20 protein-coding genes are annotated in these 18,101 nt (G+C 54.3%); 3 read left to right on the top strand and 17 right to left on the bottom strand.

Going from position 1 to position 18,101, the window contains the following annotated elements; translation table 11 throughout:
- The 3 genes from tamA to LL947_RS06975 form a co-directional block, all read right to left on the bottom strand.
- Window positions 1-1,830: an autotransporter assembly complex protein TamA gene (gene tamA, locus LL947_RS06985; RefSeq protein ID WP_499834344.1), complete on the bottom strand. Its 1,830-nt coding sequence runs from the start codon at window positions 1,828-1,830 to the stop codon at window positions 1-3.
- A gap of 89 nt (window positions 1,831-1,919) precedes the next feature.
- The gene (locus tag LL947_RS06980) at window positions 1,920-2,744 is read right to left on the bottom strand and encodes a hypothetical protein (protein ID WP_499834343.1); all 825 of its coding nucleotides are present in this window, start codon (window positions 2,742-2,744) and stop codon (window positions 1,920-1,922) included.
- A gap of 9 nt (window positions 2,745-2,753) precedes the next feature.
- Window positions 2,754-4,046, bottom strand: a complete 1,293-nt coding sequence (locus LL947_RS06975; protein ID WP_290822836.1) for a nucleotide sugar dehydrogenase — start codon at window positions 4,044-4,046, stop codon at window positions 2,754-2,756.
- Window positions 4,047-4,269: 223 nt separating this feature from the next.
- Here LL947_RS06975 and ubiG point away from each other — a divergent pair, with 223 nt between their 5' ends.
- Window positions 4,270-5,016 carry a bifunctional 2-polyprenyl-6-hydroxyphenol methylase/3-demethylubiquinol 3-O-methyltransferase UbiG gene (gene ubiG / locus LL947_RS06970; protein ID WP_404413237.1) on the top strand — a complete coding sequence of 249 codons (747 nt, stop codon included), beginning with the start codon at window positions 4,270-4,272 and terminating at the stop codon, window positions 5,014-5,016.
- A complete protein-coding gene (locus LL947_RS06965) occupies window positions 5,013-5,669 on the top strand; it encodes an HAD-IA family hydrolase (protein WP_499834342.1) in 657 nt (218 codons plus the stop codon). The genes ubiG and LL947_RS06965 overlap by 4 nt, the downstream gene beginning before the upstream one ends.
- A gap of 5 nt (window positions 5,670-5,674) precedes the next feature.
- Here the strand turns inward: LL947_RS06965 and LL947_RS06960 are convergent, their stop codons facing one another.
- From LL947_RS06960 to LL947_RS06900, 13 genes are all read right to left on the bottom strand, one after another.
- Window positions 5,675-6,460, bottom strand: coding sequence for a YciK family oxidoreductase (locus LL947_RS06960; protein WP_499834341.1), 786 nt, complete (start codon window positions 6,458-6,460; stop codon window positions 5,675-5,677).
- 58 nt (window positions 6,461-6,518) lie between these two features.
- Window positions 6,519-7,451, bottom strand: coding sequence for a tol-pal system protein YbgF (ybgF, locus tag LL947_RS06955; protein ID WP_499834340.1), 933 nt, complete (start codon window positions 7,449-7,451; stop codon window positions 6,519-6,521).
- Window positions 7,452-7,572: 121 nt separating this feature from the next.
- Complete coding sequence (gene pal, locus LL947_RS06950; RefSeq protein ID WP_404417808.1) at window positions 7,573-8,139, bottom strand: peptidoglycan-associated lipoprotein Pal; 567 nt, start codon at window positions 8,137-8,139, stop codon at window positions 7,573-7,575.
- Window positions 8,140-8,204: 65 nt separating this feature from the next.
- Window positions 8,205-9,485 carry a Tol-Pal system beta propeller repeat protein TolB gene (gene tolB / locus LL947_RS06945; protein WP_499834382.1) on the bottom strand — a complete coding sequence of 427 codons (1,281 nt, stop codon included), beginning with the start codon at window positions 9,483-9,485 and terminating at the stop codon, window positions 8,205-8,207.
- Between the two features lie 5 nt (window positions 9,486-9,490).
- Window positions 9,491-10,396 (bottom strand): cell envelope integrity protein TolA, encoded by a 906-nt coding sequence (tolA, locus tag LL947_RS06940; protein ID WP_499834339.1) that lies wholly within the window; start codon window positions 10,394-10,396, stop codon window positions 9,491-9,493.
- Window positions 10,389-10,826: a protein TolR gene (gene tolR, locus LL947_RS06935; protein WP_404417799.1), complete on the bottom strand. Its 438-nt coding sequence runs from the start codon at window positions 10,824-10,826 to the stop codon at window positions 10,389-10,391. The genes tolA and tolR overlap by 8 nt, the downstream gene beginning before the upstream one ends.
- A gap of 12 nt (window positions 10,827-10,838) precedes the next feature.
- Window positions 10,839-11,513 (bottom strand): protein TolQ, encoded by a 675-nt coding sequence (gene tolQ / locus LL947_RS06930; protein ID WP_404417796.1) that lies wholly within the window; start codon window positions 11,511-11,513, stop codon window positions 10,839-10,841.
- 64 nt (window positions 11,514-11,577) lie between these two features.
- Window positions 11,578-11,991: a tol-pal system-associated acyl-CoA thioesterase gene (gene ybgC, locus LL947_RS06925; protein WP_499834338.1), complete on the bottom strand. Its 414-nt coding sequence runs from the start codon at window positions 11,989-11,991 to the stop codon at window positions 11,578-11,580.
- Window positions 11,988-13,025, bottom strand: a complete 1,038-nt coding sequence (ruvB, locus tag LL947_RS06920; RefSeq protein WP_404417790.1) for a Holliday junction branch migration DNA helicase RuvB — start codon at window positions 13,023-13,025, stop codon at window positions 11,988-11,990. Before ruvB ends, ybgC begins: the two co-directional genes overlap by 4 nt.
- An 18-nt stretch (window positions 13,026-13,043) precedes the next feature.
- A complete protein-coding gene (gene ruvA, locus LL947_RS06915) occupies window positions 13,044-13,649 on the bottom strand; it encodes a Holliday junction branch migration protein RuvA (protein ID WP_404417787.1) in 606 nt (201 codons plus the stop codon).
- A 115-nt stretch (window positions 13,650-13,764) separates the two neighbouring features.
- Complete coding sequence (gene ruvC, locus LL947_RS06910) at window positions 13,765-14,289, bottom strand: crossover junction endodeoxyribonuclease RuvC (protein WP_499834337.1); 525 nt, start codon at window positions 14,287-14,289, stop codon at window positions 13,765-13,767.
- Between the two features lie 151 nt (window positions 14,290-14,440).
- Window positions 14,441-16,219: an aspartate--tRNA ligase gene (aspS, locus tag LL947_RS06905; protein WP_499834336.1), complete on the bottom strand. Its 1,779-nt coding sequence runs from the start codon at window positions 16,217-16,219 to the stop codon at window positions 14,441-14,443.
- A 69-nt stretch (window positions 16,220-16,288) separates the two neighbouring features.
- On the bottom strand, window positions 16,289-16,576 hold the full coding sequence (locus tag LL947_RS06900) for an FmdB family zinc ribbon protein (RefSeq protein WP_404417779.1): 288 nt from the start codon (window positions 16,574-16,576) through the stop codon (window positions 16,289-16,291).
- Between the two features lie 209 nt (window positions 16,577-16,785).
- Between LL947_RS06900 and LL947_RS06895 the strand changes: the two genes are divergently transcribed.
- The gene (locus LL947_RS06895; RefSeq protein ID WP_499834335.1) at window positions 16,786-17,748 is read left to right on the top strand and encodes a D-2-hydroxyacid dehydrogenase; all 963 of its coding nucleotides are present in this window, start codon (window positions 16,786-16,788) and stop codon (window positions 17,746-17,748) included.
- A 66-nt stretch (window positions 17,749-17,814) separates the two neighbouring features.
- Here the strand turns inward: LL947_RS06895 and LL947_RS06890 are convergent, their stop codons facing one another.
- The gene (locus LL947_RS06890; RefSeq protein WP_404417774.1) at window positions 17,815-18,090 is read right to left on the bottom strand and encodes an acylphosphatase; all 276 of its coding nucleotides are present in this window, start codon (window positions 18,088-18,090) and stop codon (window positions 17,815-17,817) included.
- Window positions 18,091-18,101: the final 11 nt, after the last annotated feature.

The raw sequence follows: 18,101 nt of genomic DNA, 5'->3' as shown, positions 1-18,101 counted from the left end.
CTAGAACTCAGGCCCGATAGAGAAATGCAGTCTCCAGTCGTCTTCGTGATCAAACGGATGGGCGACATCAAGACGAATGGGGCCGACCGGCGATATCCAGCGAACGCCGAGCCCGGCGCCTGTCTTGAGGTTATCAGGGCCCCAATCGTCAAAAGCGTCGCCGGTATCGACAAACGCCGCACTCCACCAACTGTTTTTGACCCTACGCTGGTATTCGAGGCTGGCGGTCAGCCGCTGCTGGCCTCCGCGCAGGCGCCCTTCCTCATTGAGAGGGGAAAGGCTTTCATAGGAGTACCCGCGGACGCTACGGTCACCCCCGGCAAAAAAGCGAAGCGAAGGAGGAATGCGGTCAAAATCGTCTGTTTCAATAGCGCCAAGCCCCACACCGCCGATAAAACGGTTGTCGTTACCGATCATACGGATCCATTGGGTCTCACCGTCCACCCTCAGGAAGCGGGCATCTGATCCGTAGAATGTATCCGAGTAGTCAATCGACAGTCTCTGGCGATCACCCCAGACGGGAAAGCGCTGTTCTCGGGTACGCGTGCGTGTCCATTGAACGCCGGGGTAAAGCAGCCAGACCTTGTCGGATTCACCCCCCTGAGTAAAATCCTCGTAAGTCGTGCGTAGATAGATGGTCTGTTCCCAGTCATTATCAAACTTCCAGCGTCTGGCGATCTGCAGGGAGCCTTCCAATGAGCGCGTATCATTATCGTCCTCATGCTTGATACCGTATTGCAATTCATAGCTGTCTTTGAGCGGGTCATCCAGTGGAATGGTGTACTCACCGGAGAGCCGCTGTTCAGGTGCCGAGACATACAGATCATTATCAAGCCCGTGACCAAAGCGATTAACCCAGGGTTGCTGCCAGGAAAAGCTCATCCGCGGCCCCACGTCACTGGCAAACCCTACCCCGATCTCGAAATTGTGACGATCAGCGGGTTGTACGCTGATATCAATCGGCATCGAGACCCTGTCCGAGGGACTGAGCCTCAAAGCGCTGCGCACGGCGTCCACACTGATATTGGCATTTATCGTCGTGCTGTCGGTGTCGGGCATTTGCCGCCCGGTGGCTTCCTGCCACCACAGGGATGCAGAGTGTTCATCAGGCGTCATCGCCATCAGTTCTGCCGGATCGGTTAACCTCGGTCGCACTGAAACCGCGTTGAACCAGCCGGTTTCTGACAGGCGTTGATTGTACTCAGCGATTGATTCGGCCAGATACGGCGCATCCAACTCAAAGGGACGCATGTTTTCAAGGCGCTCCGGCTCTATGTGGCTTCCCTTTATATGGATATCACCAAAGCGGTAACGCTGCCCACTATCAAAGTGCATATACAGGCGCGCGCTGTTCAGGTAAGGCCGAACTTCCATACGTCTATCGGCAAACCGCCAGTTGAAGTAACCCCGCTCCAGAGCCAGAGTTGACAGTCGGCTGACCAGGCTGTCCCAAGGGCTATGACGCAATACATCCCCCTGTTCAAGAGGAAAGTTGTCAACAGCGCTGATAAAGGGCGGATCTTCACTGGCGTCGCCATCAAGCTGTAATGACAAGACGTCTATAGTGACCGGCTGGCCTGGATCAACCGATATGGAAACGCCGTCATTGCCACTTTCCAGTGTCAAGTCGATATCAGGCTCGTAATACCCAAAGGGCCGCATGGCCTCGGCCACACGTCGGCGAATTTCACCCTCCAGGCGCGCCTCGGTAAACTCACTCGCCTTGATTGCCCTGGTGTAGGCACTGATATTGTCGCTGACCTCTCCCTCAACTCCGTCGATCTGAACGTCAAATGCCAGCAATGAGGAAGATATAAATAGCAGCGACATCCCACTGACTATCCGGAATTGCTTGATCGCCTTTCCTCGGCAACAGTTATCCATGGATTGGTTTCCTAGCTACATGGCCCGGGCGGCGCTCATCTGAGCATTTCCAACTGAGCGCTGAAGGCCAGTTGCGCTTGTCTGATCTGGCGTAGATCGCTTTCCAGGGCATTCATTTCCTCCTGCCAGGTCTGTTGTGCAACGGCAATCTGCGTCGTCATTTCAGCACGACTGACGATATCGGCACTATTGTCAACCAGCGCTTCGTCAATGGCATCATCCAGATCCTGTGCACGACCTTGTAGTGCCTGTTGTTCTGCTCTCAGCGTTTCCATGTCTTCCAGCAACACAGTTTCCTGGCGTTCAAGCTGCCTGTTCAGGCTGGTAAGGCCATCGGCCAAATCACTCCGGGCGCGGCTGCTGGTCTGCTCAAGTGTTTCCAGGGAAGACTCAAGTGCTGATAGTTGGCGGTCACGTTCAGCGGCCGCTGCCTGCTGTGAATCGATCTGTTCGATCAGCTCATCAATCGCATCCGTCGAGACCATATCCTGGCTGGCAGGTATCAGGCCAAACAGTTCACTACGCGTATCGCTCAATGCCAGCCCCAGTTGGTCCTGCTCTTGAAACAGAGTGGCCATCTGAGCCTGCAAGAGTGTGATGGTTTCTTCTATCTGCGTGTCACCCGAATCCAGCCGGGCATGCATATTGGAGATTTCGCCACTGAGTCCACTGACTTCGTCGAGCAGCCGCTCGCGCTCGTACCAGAGTCCGACGGCAGCGGCGAAGAGCAGTCCCGATAGCGCTACCAGTGCCAGCCAGATGGGCCAGATGGTCGGGCTTTTACGGTAACGCAGATGTTGCGCACTGACGCTTTGCTCAACATCCGGGACAATACGCCTTGACGAAGCGGATTCAGACATGGGTTCTCCTCAATGAGCGGTAACGTCGGCACGACGGCCGATACCTCGATAGTCCAAGCCGCAGCTGGCTACAAATGCCGGATCGTAGATATTACGTCCATCCAGTATCAAATTGGCATTGAGCAGACGGCGTAGTTTCTGCCAGTCAGGATTCCAGTAAGCTTTCCACTCGGTAACCAGCATCAGGGCATCAGCCTGCTCGCAGGCGAGATAGGGGTCCTCCTCGAAGGTACTCAGATCCTCGCGTTTACCCACGGCCTCCAATAAAGCAGGAATGGCCGCCGGATCGTGCAGTTGCACCTTCACACCTTGAGCCCATAATGATTCAAGCAGGGTCAACACTGGCGCCTGATCAATACGGGCCGTGCCTGGTTTGAAAGCAGCTCCCCAGATAGCAATGGTCTTGCCACTGAGGTTGCCATCAAAATGTGCCCAAAGCTTGCGAAACAGGGTTTCCTTCTTGTTCTCGTTGATATCCATGACCTGTTCCAACAGAGCTGACGCTCGGCCACTGGAAAACTGGACATCCGCAAGTCGCATCAGGTCGCGTGAAAAATTGGGACCACCAAAACCACATCCCGGGTAAAGGTATTCAAAGCCAATACGTGTATCAGCGCCCATACCCTGGCGTACGTACTCTACATCCACTCCCAAAGTGTCTGCCAGCCCGGCAATTTCATTCATGTAACTGATGCGTGTGGCCAGCATACCGTTGATGGCCAGTTTGGTGAGCTCAGCGGCACGACGGGGCATGCTCTGAAATATCTCGCTGCGACGATTAAACGCCCGCAATAATTCCCTGACCAGACGTTCGCTTTCCGCATCATCACAGCCGAGAAGCCATCGGGTTGGTCGGGTAAAGGTCAACCATGCGCGGCCTTCTTCCAGCATGTCGGGCAACGCAACACTTAGCTGACTTTCTTTTAAAAGTCCTTGCAAACGCTCGGTTTCCCCGACCGGGAAGGTCGAATTATTGATCAGCAGTAAGCCAGCAGGTGCCTTTGCGGAGGCTCGCATCATCAGGCGGGCCGCATCGCTGCGTTGTTCGGGCGATAATGCCAGCCAGATGACATCTACCTGGGAGATGGCATCAGCCTGGTGTTCAACTATCAAGGTCCCTTCGGCCCTGCTCTCTTGCAGTTGTCCGAGCAGATGCGGTTCGCGGGACATCCATCCCGCCTGCTCTAGCGACTCCCATGTCTCGGATTCATGTGCCAGCCAATGCACATGATGCCCTACCCAGGAAAGCGCGGCTGCCGCCGTTGCTGCACTAAGCTCGCTACCATAGATAAATATCCGCATCGCTCAGAACTCCTGGTAACAGCGCGACATCCCTGGCGATATTGCCTCGCAGGACAATAGACAGCGATTATCCAAGCCTGATGAGGGAAGTACAGCGTTACGAATCATACATGGTCCTTTTCATGCGTTACGACCCAGGAGTGGTTAGAATAGTTATCATACACGACACATCTGTACACACCCACACGGGTTAATGCTCGTTGATCGATGCGGGAAGCTAAAAATGCAAGCAATACCTCAGGATAGCACTGCACAGGGTTCTCAGGACAACGTTGACCCGGCAGAAGTGGCAAAATTTGAAGCCTTGGCCAGCCAATGGTGGGACAAGACCGGTGAGTTCAAACCATTGCATGATATCAACCCCTTGCGGTTGGACTTCATCGATGCGCGCGCGGGGCTGGCGGGCAAACGCGTGCTTGATGTGGGCTGCGGTGGCGGAATACTCAGCCAGTCAATGGCCCACCGCGGCGCTGAAGTCACCGGCATTGACATGGGGGAAGCCCCACTGAATGTAGCGCGTCACCATGCTGAAGAAACGGGCGTTGAGATCAGCTACCAGCTTTGCGCTGTCGAGGACTTCGCCAGTCAGCACCCCGAAGAGTTTGATGTAGTGACTTGCATGGAGATGCTTGAGCACGTACCCGACCCGGCTTCAGTGGTAGCCGCATGCAGCCGGCTTGTCCGCCCCGGTGGGCATGTTTTTTTCTCTACCCTTAACCGAACTCACAAGTCTTATGTCTTTGCCATTGTAGGAGCCGAATACCTGCTCCAACTGCTACCGCGTGGTACGCATCAACATGCCAAGTTTATCCGCCCTTCGGAAATGGCGACCTGGTGTCGCGCCAACCGGCTTGACGTCAAGGAACAAACCGGCCTGACCTATAACCCGCTGCTGAAACGTTACCGACTGAATCCCCATGATGTATCCGTCAACTATATGATGCATTGCCGTCAAGGAAATGACTCATGATCCCCAAGGCCATTCTGTTTGATCTCGACGGCACTCTGGTTGATACCGCGCCTGACCTGGCAAATGCCACTAACCGTCTTCGCGCATACCATGGCTTGCCACCACTTCCGTTTGCGACTATTCGAAGGGAAGTGTCCAACGGTGGCAGCGCTCTGGTTACACTGGCGCTCGGGCTGGAAACCAATGAACCAGAGCATGGCTCAGCAAGGGAATGGTTGCTGGACGCCTACGAACAGGCCGTGGCGACACATAGCCGCGTGTTCTCACCACTGGATGAGTGGCTACACCAATGGGAAACACTCAAGAAACCCTGGGGCATAGTGACCAACAAGCCACGCCGCTACACGGAACCGTTGCTTGAGGCATTGACTCTCACGCCGGGTGCCCTGCTTTGTGCCGATGACCTCGCCGTCAAGAAACCCTCACCAGAGCCTTTGTGGGAAGCGGCGCGGCAGCTGGGTATCCGGCCTGAAGACTGCTGGTATGTTGGCGATCATCTGCGTGATATGGAAGCTGCCAAGGCGGCAAGCATGCATGCTGTTGCGGTTGGCTACGGTTACATAGCCGAGCAGGATGATTACCGCACATGGCCGGCTGACACCTGGTTTGCTGATTGCGCCGAACTGGTCAGCGCCTTGCCGAAACCATCCTGACATTATCATCCGCCGTTACTGTTCAGGCCCTGGTTGCGCGGTGGTTGCGCGTCCCACTTTTCACCGCTGATACCTGTGCTGTCAGGGCCCATCAGCCATAGATAGGTTGGCATTATATCTTCAGGCGTTCGCAGCGTTTCCGGGTCTTCGCCCGGATAGGCCGTTCGCCGCATCTGGGTAAGAGTTGCCCCGGGATTCAAAGTGTTTACACGCACATTAGGCTGTCTATCCAGCTCATCAGCAAGCACTTCCATGAAGCCTTCGGTAGCAAATTTGGAGACAGAATAGGCGCCCCAGTATGCACGACCCTTGCGACCGACACTCGATGAAGTAAAGATAATCGATGCATCTTCGGACGCTTCAAGCAGAGGCAGCAGTGCCTGTGTCATCCACACAGGCCCATTAATATTGACCTGCATGACCTGCGCCCATAGCTCAGGATTATACTGTTCAAACGGGGTGATACGCCCGAGTAGCCCGGCGTTATGCAAAATGCCGTCCAGACGCCCGAACTCAGTGTCAAGCGTCTGGGCCATCTCCTGAAAGTCCTTCAGCGTAGCACCTTCAAAATTAAGCGGGAAAATGGCCGGTTGTGGCCCCCCCGCCGCTTCAATCTCATCGTAAACCTTTTCCAGTTTAGTGATGGTCCTGCCCAGCAAGATGACGGTGGCACCATGGCGGGCATAGGCAAGTGCGGCAACTCGGCCAATACCGTCACCGGCACCGGTAACCAGAATAATACGATTTGCCAGAAGATCAGCAGGCGCTTGGTAGTCAATCTTGCAGCTCATGGCATTTCCTTTAATGAATTGATAGACGAATTTGTTTAAAGAGCGTCGTGGCAGGTTGTTATTCCGGCGTCTGGCGCAAAAAATCACCCGCAAGCCCGGCGGCACTGCTTTCCGGAAACTCCTCACGTAAGCGGTTCAATATTTCACGGCTACGTTCTGTTTCGCCCTGTCGAGCCTTGACAAGCCCAAGCTTGTAAAGCGCATCAGCTACTTTATTGTTGCCGGCAAAGTCATTGATCACCTTTTCAAATGATACTTCAGCCTCGCCCAGGTCGTCATTGGCTGCATGCAACTCACCCAGCCAATAATAACCGTTGGGTGTCAGTCGAGTATCCGGGTAATCATCAACAAATTCATTGAAGGCATCAATTGCATCATCAAATTCACGTGCTTGAACGAAGGCAAATGCCGCCTGATAGGCTTCTTGCTCTTGCGCAGAGGACCTGTCAGCACTTTGCCGGTCAGATGCAGGCGTGTCGTCTTCCTCCACGGAGGCATCTGCCGTATCCACGGAATCTTCAGAGGTGCTATCCAATTCAGGCGTATTGACAGGTATAACATCCCCCTCCAGCGTCGGATCAACGCTCCCCCCAGGCACTGTATTTTCCAGCGCTGCCAGGCGGTCGTCCGTATCCAGATAACGCTGCTGCCCCTGTTCGCGTACTTGCTCCAGTTCGTGACGTAATTCCTCCAACTGGCCACGTAGCTCCTGTATTTCCCGCTGATGTTCCTGAACCTGATTGAACATCACCAAGGCACCATCAGAGGCTGTCTGAGTATCGGCCTGTTGATAAAAGCTGCTTGCCGACGAGGCTGAAAGGTCCTGCACAACAGGCTGTTGGGCAAGCACCATGGGAGCAACCATCAGGCCTAGCGACAACGTTATCCCACTGGCACAAACGGGCAGCCCAAAAAACCCTTTAGCCTGACTGACGGCATGCCCTTGCTGCGCTGATAGGTTTGGGCGCCTTGCGGCGAGACTGTGATTCATACGACCACCCTTAATCCAAAAAACAAAAGGCAGTGACTGACCTGTGGATCAAACGCGCATCCTGGACAGCACTGCCTATATCACCTTGTTGAGTTCACTGACCGATCAACAAAACAGGCCCCTAATAATCAAAAACTACCCGACGGTTCTGGGAGTAGGCGCTTTCATCACTGCCGCGCGCCGCGGGACGTTCTTCACCGTAGCTCACCACGCTCATCTGGCTGTTGGAGACGCCCTGAATATTCAGAAAACGCTGTACAGCGTTCGCACGTCGTTCTCCGAGCGCCAGATTATACTCACGGGTGCCACGTTCATCGGTGTGGCCATGGAGAGTTACCTGAGCGCTAGGATTCGAGCGAAGGTAACGCGCATGGGCCATAACGACAGATTCAAATTCACTTTTTATCCTGTCACGGTCAAAATCAAAGTAGATGGTTCGAGCAGAAGGAATTCTGGAATCTGCCTGTTGACCGGCTGATGATCCGCTCCCCGAGGTTGAACCGTACTGCCCTGTACCACTGACACCTGAAGTGGATGCACCTGAAGCGCTGCTACCGGAATCGCTCCCCGACCCTTGCTGAGAACCGGAGACATCACTTCCCTGAGTTCCTCCTGTACTGGAGCAACCGGCGATGATGCTGATTGAGAACGCTACCGCGAATAAACGAACCATTGATTTGATTTGCATTATCAGACTCCTTGTCTGAACAGTGAAAGTAAATGAGACCTGAGCCAACTGAGAAGTCTCATGGGTTAATCCATAAACGGTGACCAGGCAGGTTCCCGTACATCACCCTGAGGTGACGGTAGTCGAAAAGACGATCGCCCATCTGCAGAAACCGCACTCAGTACGCCGCTGCCTCCACGTTGGGTGGCAAAAATGACCATCGTACCATTGGGCGCTACACTGGGGGACTCATCCTGGGAGGAGTCGCTCAGCACCACAAGTCTATCGCTTGAAAGATCCTGTCGTGCCACCTGATAGCCGCTGTCGGTACGATGAATCAGGAAAATAGCGTCACCATCCGGTGAAAAGCGTCCTCTTGCATTGTAATTTCCGGTAAAGGTCAGGCGCTGAGTCTCCTGTCCTGTGAGAGAGTGGCGGTAGATCTGTGGGCCACCGCTGCGATCCGACGTGAACAGCAGGCTGCGTCCATCCGGTGCCCATGAAGGCTCGGTATCAATACTGCTATTGTTGGTAATCCGCGTCAGCGAACGATCCGCCAGGTTCATGATATAGATTTCAGGCTGACCATCCTTGGAGAGTGACATGGCCAGGCGCCTGCCATCAGGTGACCAGGATGGAGCGCTATTGATTCCCTCAAAAGAGGTCAACTCAACACGTTGACCAGAGGTTACCTGCTGAACGTAGATGGCAGGACGCCCGGACTCGAAGGAAACGTAGGCAAGCTTTTCTCCATCTGGCGACCAGGCGGGTGACAGGATGGGCTGATCAGAGCTGAGTATTTCCTGGCTGTTGCGTCCATCGCTATCAGCCACATGCAGCGCAAATTGTATATCGTCACCGACGCCGTTGGCGGTGACATAGGCAATGCGGGTAGAAAAAGCGCCACGAATATCGGTAATTGCTTCAAATATCTGATCGCTCAGGTAATGAGCGGCACTGCGTAAATCATTTTTCTGTGTCGTGACACGTTCCGTCAGCATCCGGCGCTGCCCACTGATATCCATTAAGGCAGCCGTCACTTCCACTCCATCAGCGGTTTCGTCGACATTGCCGACCACCAGATAGCGCACATCCAGAGAACGCCATGGACCAAAAGCCACGTCGTCGGCACGGGTTGGCTGTTCAAACATGGCATCACGTTCAAGGGGCTCAAAGTAGCCGCTGCGCTCAAGATCATCCTGTATGATCTGAGCGACGTCTTCAGACGCGTTGCTGGCTTGTTCAAAGGGCACAACACCAATCGGCAAGGCACGGTCACTGCCACGTGTTATTTCGATGGTGAGGTTAGCATTCGCTGTGCTGCTCAGCAGACACAACGCTAACAAGATCCCTATTCGTCTAATCATTGGCATCAGCGAATATCCCCCGGAGTAAAGCGCAAATTGAACTGGCGCAGATTACGTTGAAATTCAGCAGGTACATCACGGAGCTCACTGAAAGGCGCCGCTTGTTCTACAGCCTGCTGGGCAGAACGATCAAAACTTTCATCACCACTGGTTGACGCAACTGATGTTGCCAACACCTCGCCTGAAGGGCCAAGGCGAACTGTCAATGTAACGGTCAAACTATCGCGGGCATTGGATGGAATAATCCAGGATTGTTCGACGGCACTGCGCACGATATTAATAAACGCATTGCTTGCCTGCTCTGCCTGACGCGCATTGGCCGCTGCCTCGGCCGCGCGGCGGGCTTCTTCGGCTTCGCGCTGGCGCCGGGCCTCTTCTTCGGCTTCACGCTGGCGTCGGGCTTCTTCTTCAGCTTCACGCTGGCGCCGGGCTTCCTCTTCAGCTTCGCGCTGGCGTTGGGCCTCTTCTTCGGCTTCGCGCTGGCGTTGAGCTTCTTCTTCGGCTTCGCGCTGGCGTTGAGCCTCTTCTTCGGCTTCGCGCTGGCGTCGGGCCTCTTCTTCGGCTTCGCGCTGGCGTTGAGCCTCTTCTTCGGCTTCGCGCTGGCGCTGGGCTTCTTCTTCGGCTTGCTCAGGATCTGGCAGCGCCGTTTCCTGGCGTTCTTCCGGAACCTCTGGCGTTGTTTGTTCAAGCGGCTGCTGAGCCTGATCAGTAAAGGTTTCGGTACTTACCAGAGTCGCCTGGACAATGGATGAGGATTCCGGCGTATTGTCCTGTGACGGCAGACTGATAACACTGAGCCCCACAACAAGGGCGTGCAGCATGAGCGCAAGTATCAATGGCCACCCATACCCCACGTCGCCATTATGACGTTGGCGAGCCAGAAACGCTTTTTTTGTCTTACCTTTAGTCATTGTTTGGTGGCTCGGATATCAGCCCAACGTTTTCAACCCCGGCACCCTGCAGCGTACTCATCAGCGTTACGATCTGCCCGTAGGCTACATTTCGGTCGCCTCGCACAAGAACAGCAGAATCAGGGCTGCGTTCAAGAATGGTGACAACCCGTTGAGCAAGTTCATCAGCGGTTACCTGTGTACTGCTTTCCCCCAGTGTGATGTGATACTTTCCTTCCTGATCCACGGCAACAATCACTGGTTCAGTATTCTCAGGCGTTTCAATGGGCTGGGAGGACACTTGAGGCAGTTCAACCTGAACCCCCTGCGTCAGCATGGGGGCTGTAATCATGAAAATGACCAGTAGCACAAGCATGACGTCGATGAAGGGAACGACGTTGATTTCTGCCATAGGCCGGCGTTGGCTGTTTCGATTAAAAGGACCTTGCATACCAAGCCTCCCTTACTGGGTATTGGGCTCACGCCCATGAAGATTGCGATGCAGAATCGCGTAAAACTCCTCGGCAAAGTCTTCGTATTTACCCAGCAAGCGAGAGGAAGTGTTCGACAGACGATTGTAGAAGATAACCGCTGGAATGGCGGCAAAAAGCCCCATGGCTGTGGCAATCAGGGCTTCAGCAATCCAGGGCGCCACAGTTGCAAGCGTGGCCTGATCCGTCATGGAAAGCGATTGAAAAGAGCCCATGATGCCCCACACCGTTCCGAAAAGACCAATATAAGGGCTGGCAGAGGCGACAGTAGCAAGAAAGACCAGATGCTTGGTCAGGCGTTCCTCCTCCCGCGACCAGGCCACACGCATGCTGCGCTGAACCCCCTCAAGCACCTGATCAGGCTGAGAACTGCGCGGCATCAGGCGATGAAACTCGCGAAAACCTGCCTGAAACATATGCTCCGCGCCCTGACGCGCATCATCCGCTGGAATGTCCCGATAAAGGTCATTCAGGTCAACGCCTGACCAGAAGGTCTCCTCGAATTTCTGGTAAGCCGACTTGGCACGTGAGAGAGCAAAACTGCGTTGAAAGATCACTACCCAGGACAATAGGGACCCGATCACCAAAAGCAACATGACCAGTTGAACAACGGTACTGGCACTCATGATCAAGTGGGGTATAGACATACTGTTTTCGTTCACGGTTATCCTCGTCGTCTTTGAAGACATCATAGGCATTGACTGACGTCAATCAGCTATCACTGATATTAAATACCTTAAATACCTGAGTTGGCCACTGTTTGGGTTTCATGGAGGTGGCATTCAAACACGCAATCTCGACCGTGGCACTACAAAGGAGTTCCCCTTCGCGTTCAACCGTCTGATCAAATGTCGCCCTGCAGCGCCCAAGATCGGTCACTTCGGCAGTTACCGTCAAATCATCGTCAAGCCGTGCTGGCTTGGCATAATGGCAAGTTAGACGATAGACCACCAACTGGGTATTTTCGAGCAGCAAGGCCTGTTGGTTAAGCGAATGACAACGCAACCATTCACTTCGCGCACGCTCCATGAACTTCAGATAATTGACGTAATAGACAATCCCGCCAGCATCGGTATCTTCCATATATACCCTGATAGGCACACTAAAGGAGGAAACACCTGTCATGGTCGTGTCTCCCCGCTAGCGTCAGTGGCCTCTTCATGGGGAACTCGACTGAAATGTGACCATGCCTGACGCGTGACAACGCGCCCGCGTGGGGTCCGCATCATCAATCCCTGCTGGATAAGATACGGTTCAATGACATCCTCTATGGTGTCGCGTTCTTCCCCGATCGCGGCTGACAGTGAATCAACCCCGACCGGGCCACCATCAAACTTATCCATCATCGCCAGTAGCAGGCGCCGATCCATATGATCGAGGCCGTGATGATCCACGTTGAGCATATTCAGCGCTGCATCCGCAATCGGTGTGTCGATTTCACCACGTCCTTTAATATCTGCGTAATCCCTGACGCGTCTCAACAGGCGATTGGCAATCCTTGGAGTACCTCGAGAACGTTTGGCAACTTCCTCACAGCCATCCGGAGTGGAAGAAACATCAAGCAGACGTGCGGATCGGGTCACAATTTCTGTCAGTTCAGCAAGATTATAGAATTCCAGCCGCTGGACAATGCCGAAGCGGTCGCGCAGCGGAGACGTCAAAAGTCCGGCTCGGGTAGTTGCACCCACCAGGGTGAATCGCGGCAGATCCAGTTTGATTGATCGCGCCGCAGGCCCTTCGCCAATCATGATATCGAGCTGAAAATCCTCCATGGCCGGGTACAGAACCTCTTCCACGACGGGTGACAGGCGATGTATTTCATCAATGAAGAGCACATCGCCTTCTTCAAGATTGGTCAGCATCGCTGCCAGGTCGCCGGCGCGTTCCAACACAGGTCCTGAGGTTGACTTGAGCCCGACCCCCATTTCTGCGGCAATAATATTGGCCAGGGTGGTTTTCCCCAACCCCGGGGGGCCGAATACCAAGGTGTGGTCTAGACTCTCCTCCCGCAGCCTGGCCGCACCAATAAAAATTTCCATCTGTTCACGCACTCGCGGTTGGCCAATATAGTCAGCGAGACGCTTGGGGCGAATAGCGTGATCCAGGCGTACTTCACCCTGCTCAGGGGCGGCGGCAATCAGACGATCATGTTCAAGCATGCTGCTCCTCACCCATTACTAGCTATTCATACGCTGGGTTAACGCTGCTTTAATCAGGGCTTCCGTTGGCTGATCTGCCTCGAGACCAGAGAGCATTTTTGCCGCCTCGGCCGGTTTGTATCCAAGGCTCACAAGCGCTGACTCCGCGTCTGCCAATGCATTGCGATGTGCATCCCTGGCTTGTGGGTCAAGCAATGAAGGTTCACTGGAAACCTGCTCCCATTCCGGAAAGCGATCACGCATTTCAATAATCAGGCGTTCCGCAGTCTTTTTACCAACGCCGGGCAAGCGGGTCAGAGCCTTACTGTCATCATCACGAATACAACGCATGAAGGCATCCTCGTCCATACCGGAGAGAATCGCCAGGGCCAGCTTTGGGCCTACTCCGTTCACCTTGATCAAGGCACGAAATAATGCGCGCTCCTGTTCACGTACAAAACCATACAGTAGGTGGGCGTCATCACGCACGGTCAGATGGGTGAAAAGCGACACCTGCTCTCCCACTGGGGGAAGTGCCACCAGGGCTGTCATGGACGCTTCGAGTTCATATCCGACGCCATGCACATCAATCACGACCCATGGCGGCTGTTTCTGAAGTAACTGCCCTGTCAGGCGTCCAATCATAGGGGGTATCCACTCTCTAACATGGCTCGATCAAAGGTTTTAATGCCAGCTAATATAAATTTTATCTGTACAGATAGCCAGTTTTCGTCGTAATGCCCCATTTACCGACGTCACTCTACAATCGCCAGCGACCACTGCTTCCGCGGGTGCGACGCTGCGGAGTGGGTACCCAGAGCCCGCTGCGGGAATAGGCATCTGTCACTGCAATTGCCAGTGCATCGGCAGCGTCTGCCTGGGGGGTGCTCGGCAGCTTTAGCAACGCCGTAATCATATGCTGTACCTGAAGCTTGTCAGCTCCGCCCTGACCGGTCACGGTCTGTTTGATCTGGCGAGCAGCATACTCGTTGATTGCCAGGCCATGGTTAGCCATACATACCAGCGCTGCGCCTCTGGCCTGCCCTAGCTTGAGTGCTGAATCGGCATTCTTGGCCAGAAAAACGCGCTCAACGGCCACCGCAGTGGGCCGATGCTCCCCGATCACTTCGCTCAAACCCGCGTAGATCTGTGCCAGACGCTGTTCCAGGGCACTGTCGGCGGTGCGAATGCAGCCACTCGCCACATAAACAGGCTGACCGTGGCAGACATCAATGATGCCATAACCGGTAATCCGGGAACCTGGATCAACGCCCAGAATACGCACAACTAACCCTTTAGTTAACACAGGTGTGATTGCTGCTTCATGACGGTTTACCCAAAATATGGCCAATACTCAATGAATGACTGAAAAAACACCGACGCCATTTGACGTCGGTGCAGTTCAGAGCCCCATCACAGCGTCGAGCGCCTGCGACTTACTCGCCAGCATCAACCTTGGCTTTCTGACGCAGGCGAATATTAAGCTCTTTAAGTTGTTCAGTGCTGACATCGCCCGGTGCATCGGTCATCAGGCAGGCAGCGCTCTGGGTTTTCGGAAAGGCAATGACTTCGCGAATCGTGGTGGCTCCGGTCATCAACATCACCAGACGATCCAGGCCGAAAGCCAAACCGCCATGAGGAGGCGCGCCGTACTGCAAGGCGTCCAGGAGAAAACCAAACTTCTCACGGGCTTCCTCCTCACCGATGCCAAGGATGTCAAAGACTGTGCTTTGCATGGCCTGGTCATGGATACGCAGTGAGCCACCACCCAGTTCCGTACCGTTAAGTACCATGTCATAAGCACGTGACAGTGCCGCTGCCGGATCTGCCTTGAGCGCTTCAGGTGAACATGCCGGTGCCGTGAAGGGGTGATGCAGTGGGCTTAAACGGCCATTGCTATCAGCTTCGAACATCGGGAAATCAACCACCCACAAGGGTGACCATTCATGTGTATACAGGTCGAGATCCGCACCGATTCTTACCCGCAGGGCGCCGATTGCCTCATTAACGACAGACGCCTTGTCAGCACCAAAGAAAACGATATCGCCGTCTTTGGCATCCACTCGGTCAAGCAGCTCTTCCACAACGCCTTCCATGAACTTGACGATGGGCGACTGCAGCCCTTCGATACCTTTAGCCCGTTCGTTGACCTTGATCCAGGCGAGACCCTTGGCGCCATAGATACCCACAAACTTGGTATATTCGTCGATTTCCTTGCGCGACAGGCTGGCGCCACCGGTTACTTTAAGCGCAGCCACCCGACCGTCTTCAGCGTTGGCAGGGCCCGAGAATACCTTGAAGTCGACCTGTTGCATCAGGTCGTCAACATCAGTCAGTTCCAGGGGGATGCGCAAATCTGGTTTGTCAGAGCCGAAACGCTGCATGGCATCATGCCAGGTCATCCGGGGGAATATCGGCAGTTCCACATCCAGAACGTCCTTGAACAGCTGACGGATCATTTCTTCGGTAATCGACATGATGTCGTCTTCGCTGACAAAAGACGCCTCGATATCGATCTGAGTGAACTCTGGCTGACGGTCGGCGCGCAGATCTTCATCCCGGAAACACTTGGCAATCTGGTAGTAACGATCAAACCCCGCCACCATGAGTAACTGCTTGAACAGCTGCGGAGACTGGGGAAGCGCAAAGAAACTGCCCGCGTGGGTCCGGCTGGGTACCAGATAATCCCTGGCGCCTTCTGGCGTGGCCCGTGTCAATACCGGCGTTTCAATATCCAGAAAGCCCTGGTTCTCCAGGTAGGCACGTACATTGTGCGAAATACGCGAACGCAAACGCAGTTTTTCGATCATCTCCGGGCGACGCAAATCAATATAGCGGTGTTTCAGGCGTACTTCCTCACCTACCTTGCCGTGCTCATCAAGCTGAAAAGGCGGTGTAGCGGCGCTATTGAGTACTTCAACTTCCTTGGCAAGAACCTCAATCAGGCCGGTGGGCATATTGGGATTCTGGGTGCCTTCAGGACGCAGACGCACACGACCCGTCACGCGCAGCACGTATTCACTACGGGCACGGTCGGCATTGGCGAACGCTTCGGCGGTATCGGGGTCCACAACGAACTGCGCAATTCCATCACGGTCACGCATGTCGAGAAAGATCACCCCACCGTGGTCACGGCGACGGTGTACCCAGCCGCAAACGGTGACCGTTTGATCCACCAATGTTTCGTTCAGCTGGCCGCAATAATGGCTGCGCATGTCAAATCCTGTTCTGTTTCGTGGCTAATAAAATTACGTTTGGGCAGATTTATACAGCGTGATATGCCATCAAGCGGCAGCATCACTGTTCTTGGCTGAGCGCTTTTCCGCCCCGGGCTTTTGGGTAGCCGCTGAAGTTCCATCGGACTTGTCAGCCACCAGATTTTTCTTGCTACCCGTTTTGAAATCTGTCTCGTACCAGCCACCACCGGCCAGACGAAAGCCTGCCGCCGATACCAGGCGCGACAGAGCCTCCTGATGACACTCTGGACATTGGGTAAGCGGATCAGCGCTCATTTTCTGCAGTTTTTCCAAACGCTGGCCGCAGGCCTTGCACTCGTATTCATAGATGGGCATGTTATCAACTCCTGTTATCAACGCATGAAAATCGAAGCAAAGACAATATGATGGCATTTGTCGGATATGCCACTGTGTATATGCGGCCAACCGGTGGAAATCCAAGATAGTAAATAATCAAGCGGATGCATTATACCCTTTTGTTGCCCCCGGCGAGCAAGGCTAAGCACTACATAAAACATACCTGAACAACCTGAAAGGATATAGAAATGGTCAATGCAGTCGTACTCGATGCCGAAAGCCTGGGACCAGAAATAGATCTTGCTGCAATTCAAGGGCAGGTCGATCAGCTTGAGGTTTATCAGCAAAGTAGCTCGCAGCAAGCCAGACAGCGGTTACAGAATGCAGAGATAGCCATCGTTAACAAGGTGATCATTGATGCTGATACCCTACAGGCATCGACACGCTTACGCCTGATCTGTGTTTTGGCCACGGGGCTGAATAATATTGATCTAGAGGCGGCCAACGCGCATGGGATAGAGGTCAGGAATGTCAGCGCTTACGGCACTGCCAGCGTGTCCCAGCACACCCTGATGCTGATACTTTCTCTGGCTAACCGTCTACCGCTTTACCAGGCAGATATTGCGCAAGGCAAATGGCAGCAAAGCGTGTTTTTCTGCCTCCAGGATCATCCCACCCTACAGCTTGCGGGCAAGCAGCTTGTCATGGTGGGAAAAGGCGAATTGGGCAGTGAAGTAGCGCGTCTTGCTGAGGCCTTCGGGATGAAAGTCAGTTTTGCTGCTCGTCCTGGCAACGAGGCACATGATCCGCGTCCAGCGCTGGATGACCTCCTTCCAGAGGCAGACATTATCAGCCTGCATTGTCCGCTGAATGAAAATACCCGCCACTTGATCAACCATGAGCGATTGGCAAGTGCCAAGTCGTCCTTGCTGTTGGTCAACTGTGCACGCGGGGGAATAATAGATGAAACAGCGGCACTTGATGCGCTTCGGGCGGGACGGATAGGAGGGCTGGCGGTGGATGTGCTGCCTGAAGAGCCACCCCGCAATGGTCATCCACTACTCACTGCGTTACACGGTGTCGCTGTCGGCGCAGCAGAACCCTTGAACCTCATCGTCACACCGCATAATGCCTGGATAACACCTGAGGCAAGGCAGAACATTGTCAGGCTGACCGCTGAAAATATTCGAGCCTGGAAGAGCGATGCCTGATGCAACCCATTGGCAGCTAGAGTCTGTTGACGTTTCATCACGGCCGCGATGAAACGTCAACAGGCCCTAGTAGGTTGAAAAATGATCCGGCACTGCAACCTCGTCAAGCACCTCCAATTCGACGTGGGTCACTCGGGCATTTTCTGGGCCATGCCATAACCATTGGGATAGCACCTTGATATTGTCACTGGAACCACACATCAGAACCTCTACCCGCCCGTCAGGCAGGTTCTTGGCGTAGCCGGTAAGACCCAGTTTGAGTGCCTGTTCCTGGGTGGCGCGACGAAACCAGACGCCTTGGACCTTGCCGGTGACCCATGCCCGTACACTGGACTGTTTCATGGAAGCTCCTT

The organism is Halomonas sp. BLK-85, from assembly GCF_044792155.1.
Lineage (GTDB): Bacteria > Pseudomonadota > Gammaproteobacteria > Pseudomonadales > Halomonadaceae > Vreelandella.
The sequence above is the reverse complement of the archived record's forward strand: the minus strand, read 5'-3'. Positions and strand labels throughout refer to the sequence as shown.

Coding starts and splice junctions, on each gene's coding strand:
- pal (WP_404417808.1), bottom strand. CDS start 8,139: ATGCAAATCAAATCAATGGTTCGTTTATTCGCGGTAGCGTTCTCAATC.
- LL947_RS06975 (WP_290822836.1), bottom strand. CDS start 4,046: ATGCGGATATTTATCTATGGTAGCGAGCTTAGTGCAGCAACGGCGGCA.
- aspS (WP_499834336.1), bottom strand. CDS start 16,219: ATGCGCAGCCATTATTGCGGCCAGCTGAACGAAACATTGGTGGATCAA.
- tolR (WP_404417799.1), bottom strand. CDS start 10,826: ATGCAAGGTCCTTTTAATCGAAACAGCCAACGCCGGCCTATGGCAGAA.
- ubiG (WP_404413237.1), top strand. CDS start 4,270: ATGCAAGCAATACCTCAGGATAGCACTGCACAGGGTTCTCAGGACAAC.
- tolB (WP_499834382.1), bottom strand. CDS start 9,485: ATGATTAGACGAATAGGGATCTTGTTAGCGTTGTGTCTGCTGAGCAGC.
- LL947_RS06900 (WP_404417779.1), bottom strand. CDS start 16,576: ATGCCCATCTATGAATACGAGTGCAAGGCCTGCGGCCAGCGTTTGGAA.
- LL947_RS06965 (WP_499834342.1), top strand. CDS start 5,013: ATGATCCCCAAGGCCATTCTGTTTGATCTCGACGGCACTCTGGTTGAT.
- LL947_RS06890 (WP_404417774.1), bottom strand. CDS start 18,090: ATGAAACAGTCCAGTGTACGGGCATGGGTCACCGGCAAGGTCCAAGGC.
- ybgF (WP_499834340.1), bottom strand. CDS start 7,451: ATGAATCACAGTCTCGCCGCAAGGCGCCCAAACCTATCAGCGCAGCAA.
- tolA (WP_499834339.1), bottom strand. CDS start 10,396: ATGACTAAAGGTAAGACAAAAAAAGCGTTTCTGGCTCGCCAACGTCAT.
- LL947_RS06960 (WP_499834341.1), bottom strand. CDS start 6,460: ATGAGCTGCAAGATTGACTACCAAGCGCCTGCTGATCTTCTGGCAAAT.
- LL947_RS06980 (WP_499834343.1), bottom strand. CDS start 2,744: ATGTCTGAATCCGCTTCGTCAAGGCGTATTGTCCCGGATGTTGAGCAA.
- tamA (WP_499834344.1), bottom strand. CDS start 1,830: ATGTCGCTGCTATTTATATCTTCCTCATTGCTGGCATTTGACGTTCAG.
- tolQ (WP_404417796.1), bottom strand. CDS start 11,513: ATGTCTATACCCCACTTGATCATGAGTGCCAGTACCGTTGTTCAACTG.
- ybgC (WP_499834338.1), bottom strand. CDS start 11,991: ATGACAGGTGTTTCCTCCTTTAGTGTGCCTATCAGGGTATATATGGAA.
- LL947_RS06895 (WP_499834335.1), top strand. CDS start 16,786: ATGGTCAATGCAGTCGTACTCGATGCCGAAAGCCTGGGACCAGAAATA.
- ruvB (WP_404417790.1), bottom strand. CDS start 13,025: ATGCTTGAACATGATCGTCTGATTGCCGCCGCCCCTGAGCAGGGTGAA.
- ruvA (WP_404417787.1), bottom strand. CDS start 13,649: ATGATTGGACGCCTGACAGGGCAGTTACTTCAGAAACAGCCGCCATGG.